This is a genomic window from Bradyrhizobium sp. (assembly GCF_049691595.1).
GTDB lineage: Bacteria > Pseudomonadota > Alphaproteobacteria > Rhizobiales > Xanthobacteraceae > Bradyrhizobium.
Map to the genome: position 1 here is coordinate 1 of NZ_JBAVNZ010000226.1, position 3,970 is coordinate 3,970.

Genomic DNA, 3,970 nt, shown 5'->3' on the forward strand with positions numbered 1-3,970 from the left:
TGCGTATGCTTGCCACGGACATAGACCTCGCTGGCAGGGTCGTTGCCGACCAGCACCACGGCCAGGCCCGGGGTCAGCTGATGCTCACGCTTGACCCGCGCGACTTCATCGGCCACGCGGGCGCGAAGCTCCGCGGCGATGGCCTTTCCATCGATGATACGGGCCGTCATCTCGATCCCTCGTTCTCTCTCAAGTTTGCGCGTCTTCTGTTCGCAAAACCGGTGTCCACTTCTGCGGAATGCGCGCTAGTCCGGTTTGACAGCGGTCGCCTTGCGCAAGGCGTCGCCGAGCATTTCGGGATCGCCATCGACGGCGATCTGCTTGAGCCGCGAGGTCGTGCCGGACAAGATCTTCACCCTTGCCCTGGGCACGCCGAGCGCCTTTGCGAACAGTTGGGTGACGGCGCGGTTGGCCTCCCCGCCCTCGGCGATGGCGCGAACCCGCACCTTGATCACGCTGCGGCCGTTGGCAAGCGTTTCAATGCCGTCGATACCGTCGCGGCCGCCGCGCGGCGTCACGCGCAACGCGACGCTGATGCCCTCGGTGGAATAGCGCCAGGGCTCCATCGGCCATTGGCACCCGCGATCAGAATACGCTGGGATAGATGTAATAGGTGATCACCCGCTGGATGAACAGGATGATCAGGATCACGATGATCGGCGAGATGTCGAGCCCGCCCAAATTCGGCATCACCGAGCGAACAGGCGCCAGCGCCGGCTCGGTGATCCGGTAGAGGAATTCGGCCACTGCCGACACGAACTGGTTGCGCGTGTTCACGACGTTGAAGGCGATCAGCCAGGACAGGATCGCCGACGCGATCAAGAGCCAGACATAGAGATCGAGGACGATGAGAACGATGTCGAGGACGGCGCGCATGATGAGGGAGGCTCACAAGTGGGGTAGCCAGCTAGATACCGGTTCAGCCCCCTGCAAACAAGGAAGTTCCCGGCAAAATGACCTCGAAAATCGCTGTTTTACCGTTCTTGACTTGCCCTTGGGGCGGACGGTAAATGGCGCCGATTGTCGGCCGCGTTTCGATGGATGCGGCCGCGACGGGGCCATAGCTCAGCTGGGAGAGCGCGTCGTTCGCAATGACGAGGTCGGCGGTTCGATCCCGCCTGGCTCCACCAGCCTTCGCAGGCTGCGCCTGCTTCGGCTCGGCAAGCCCTCTCGTAGCGAAGGCTGCCGCGCCGTAGCCCGCTTGGGCGAAGGCGGGCCTCGGCAAGCCGCGCTAAACAATTCCCCCTCACCTCCCCGTAAACCGCGGCGGCCTTTTCTCCATGAAGCTCGCCACGCCCTCGCGGAAATCACTGCCGCGCAGCGCGATCTGCATTTCGCGGTTGGCGTCGATGGTGGCTTCCGCCAGCGTCTGGAACGGCACGTCGTAAAGCTGGCGCTTGATCACCGAAATCGCGCTGGGCGAGACGAGATCGGCGAGATCGCGCGCGTAGGCATAGGTCTGCTCGCGCAGCTGATCCGGCGGGTAGAGCCGGTTGACGAGGCCGATCCGCAGCGCCTCGTCGCTGCTGACGCGCCGCGCGGACATCAGGAGATCCAGCGCATTGGCGTGGCCGACGATCCGCGGCAGCATCCAGCTGATGCCATGCTCGGCGATCAGGCCGCGACGCGCGAACGCGGTCGTGAACACGGTGTTGTCGGCGGCAAAGCGCAGGTCGCAATAGAGCGCGTGCACGAGGCCGATGCCGGCGGTGGCGCCGTTCAGCATGCCGATGACCGGCTTGGGGATCGACGGGTAATAGGCGTAACGCGTCTGCCAGTCCGGCCGGCGGTCCATGTCAAACGGCGGCGTGCGCTCGGCGCGCCTGACCTCGTCGGGATCGAGACCCTTCAGCCCCTCCATATCGGCGCCGGCGCAGAACGCACGCCCGGCACCGGTGAGCACGATGACGCGCACATGATCATCGCCGGCCGCGGCCTCCATGGCGTGGCGCACGTCGCGCTCCATGATCGCCGTCCAGGCATTCATGCGGTCAGGCCGGTTGAGCGTAATGGTCGCGATCCTGTCGTTCACCTCGTAGAGAATATGCTGATAGTCCACCGCGATCTCCCCGCTTGCTTCATCCGCTTGTTCCCATGCAGGATTGCGCGGCGACACTATCATATCCGGCGGATTTGAAAGGCGTCCGGCCGCGATAACCAAATTCCGCGCGAGGGCTATTCCGCGGCTTCCGACACGATCGCGCGCGGCATGCGTGCAAGCCAGCCTTCGATGAATCGCTTCAGCCAGGCGCGCTCGGCGACGTCATGCACCGCACGGTCGGCGAAGTGAAGATGACGCGGCCGCGCGCCCGGTGCATCCAGCCGCTCGCAACCGCGCGTGGTCCAGCGATGCATCATCGCATAGGTCACGTCCGGGTGAAACTGAAGGCCGAAGGCGTGCCCGGATCGCAACGCCTGCACCGGAAAGTCGTCGCCCTCCGCCAGCAACTCGGCGCCGGCGGGCAGTTCGAACCCCTCGCGGTGCCAGTGGTAGACCTGATCCGGCCAGTTCGGGCAGAGCGCGCGGCCCGCGACGGTGGGGCGGATCGGGTAATAGCCGATTTGCGTCCGGCCTTGCGGGTGCGGCGCGACCTGCGCTCCCAATTGTTTGGCGAGCAACTGCGCCCCCAGGCAAATACCGAGATATGGCCGCTGCTCCCGCAGGGGAACTTCGATCCAGTCGATTTCACGGCGAACATAATCATCGGGATCATTGGCGCTCATCGGGCCGCCGAAGATGACGGCGCCGGCGTGCTGATCCAGCGTCTCCGGCAGCGGATCGCCGAACCTTGGGCGCCGGATGTCCAGGGGATGGCCGAGTACCCGCAGGACGTTGCCGACCCGGCCCGGCGTCGACGCCTCCTGGTGCAGAACGATCAAGACCGGCAGGAGGCAAGCCGCGTTTTTCGGCGTGACGACAGTCGGCCTTGCACCGGAGAAAGGCAGCACGACTTTGATTTGATCCGGCCGGAACGACATCGAATTTGCCTGGTATGCGGCACGCAAGCAGCCATCATACCTGGGTGTTCCTTAATTTCAGGTGAGTTCACGCGAACTCACCCGAAAATCTGGAAGCAAATCGTGGACCAATTAACGCGAGAGGTGTTTGTTCGACAACGCCGATGCTATCGGTGCTGGCGCAGCTGGAGGCGGCCAACCGCCGCCAGGATGAACGCGCGCGGAAACAGCCGGAGCAGGAACGGCACGATCTTGATGCCGAGCCCAGGCATCACCGCACGCCTGTTGCCCATCAGCCCGCGATAACCTTGCCGCGCGACGTCGGCGGCCGAGACATTCAGGATCGCGGAATCAAATCCCGGCGCGAAGCCCGCGCGCGCCTGAAACTCCGAGGGCACCGGACCGGGACATATGACGGTCACACGCACGCCGTGCGGCGCGAGTTCCTGGCGCAGCGCTTCAGTGAAGGACAGCACATAGGCCTTGGACGCGTAATACACCGCCATGCCCGGTCCCGGCAAAAAGCCTGCGACCGAGCCGACGTTGAGAATGCCGCCGCGATGGCGGATCAGGGAATCGGAAAAGCGCAACGACAGATCGGTCAGCGCGCGGATGTTGACCGCGATGATATTGAGCTGCTCGGCGCGATCCCCTTTGACGGCGAGACCGAACACGCCGAAGCCCGCATTATTGACGACGTATTCGACCTCTGCGCCAGCCGCTTGCAGCGCCGCCGCGATCTTGTCGCACGCGTCAGGCTGTTCGAGGTCGCATGGAATGACGATCGGCGGAGCACCCCCCGCGGCGGCGATTTCGCCGGCCAGCATCGTCAGGCGATCCACGCGGCGCGCCGCCAGTGCCACGCGATGACCGTTAGCTGCAAAAACCCGCGCCATTTCGGCGCCGATGCCCGCCGATGCACCGGTAATCAGCGTCACACGCTCGGTCACGATTGAATGCTCTTGGTTCTAATTGCAGGATCTGCCGCGAACGGCGGGACGAGAGCATAAGC

General features: G+C 64.5%; 6 protein-coding genes and 1 tRNA gene. 1 reads left to right on the forward strand and 6 read right to left on the reverse strand.

The genetic code is table 11. The features are described from left to right. The 3 genes from WCE35_RS10085 to WCE35_RS10095 form a co-directional block, all read right to left on the reverse strand. Positions 1 to 170 (reverse strand): tetrahydrofolate dehydrogenase/cyclohydrolase catalytic domain-containing protein (locus WCE35_RS10085; protein WP_424593200.1); only part of this gene is annotated, 170 nt, incomplete at its 3' end. Between the two features lie 75 nt (positions 171 to 245). Then, positions 246 to 566: a DUF167 domain-containing protein gene (locus tag WCE35_RS10090; RefSeq protein ID WP_424593195.1), complete on the reverse strand. Its 321-nt coding sequence runs from the start codon at positions 564 to 566 to the stop codon at positions 246 to 248. Between the two features lie 19 nt (positions 567 to 585). Then, the gene (locus WCE35_RS10095) at positions 586 to 876 is read right to left on the reverse strand and encodes a YggT family protein (protein ID WP_424593196.1); all 291 of its coding nucleotides are present in this window, start codon (positions 874 to 876) and stop codon (positions 586 to 588) included. Positions 877 to 1,054: 178 nt separating this feature from the next. Here WCE35_RS10095 and WCE35_RS10100 point away from each other — a divergent pair. Beyond that, positions 1,055 to 1,130, forward strand: a tRNA-Ala gene (locus WCE35_RS10100). Between the two features lie 116 nt (positions 1,131 to 1,246). On the opposite strand, the gene WCE35_RS10105 is transcribed toward WCE35_RS10100, so the two are convergent. The 3 genes from WCE35_RS10105 to WCE35_RS10115 all read right to left on the reverse strand — a co-directional run bounded on the left by WCE35_RS10105 (position 1,247) and on the right by WCE35_RS10115 (position 3,908). Further along, positions 1,247 to 2,059 (reverse strand): enoyl-CoA hydratase, encoded by an 813-nt coding sequence (locus WCE35_RS10105; protein ID WP_424593197.1) that lies wholly within the window; start codon positions 2,057 to 2,059, stop codon positions 1,247 to 1,249. 116 nt (positions 2,060 to 2,175) lie between these two features. After that, positions 2,176 to 2,979: a glutamine amidotransferase gene (locus tag WCE35_RS10110; RefSeq protein ID WP_424593198.1), complete on the reverse strand. Its 804-nt coding sequence runs from the start codon at positions 2,977 to 2,979 to the stop codon at positions 2,176 to 2,178. A gap of 146 nt (positions 2,980 to 3,125) precedes the next feature. Further along, positions 3,126 to 3,908, reverse strand: coding sequence for an SDR family NAD(P)-dependent oxidoreductase (locus tag WCE35_RS10115; RefSeq protein WP_424593199.1), 783 nt, complete (start codon positions 3,906 to 3,908; stop codon positions 3,126 to 3,128). Positions 3,909 to 3,970: the final 62 nt, after the last annotated feature.

Bases quoted from the DNA above. Each gene is read 5' to 3' on its own strand.
- WCE35_RS10095 (WP_424593196.1), bottom strand. From the start codon at position 876: ATGCGCGCCGTCCTCGACATCGTTCTCATCGTCCTCGATCTCTATGTC.
- WCE35_RS10090 (WP_424593195.1), bottom strand. From the start codon at position 566: ATGGAGCCCTGGCGCTATTCCACCGAGGGCATCAGCGTCGCGTTGCGC.
- WCE35_RS10110 (WP_424593198.1), bottom strand. From the start codon at position 2,979: ATGTCGTTCCGGCCGGATCAAATCAAAGTCGTGCTGCCTTTCTCCGGT.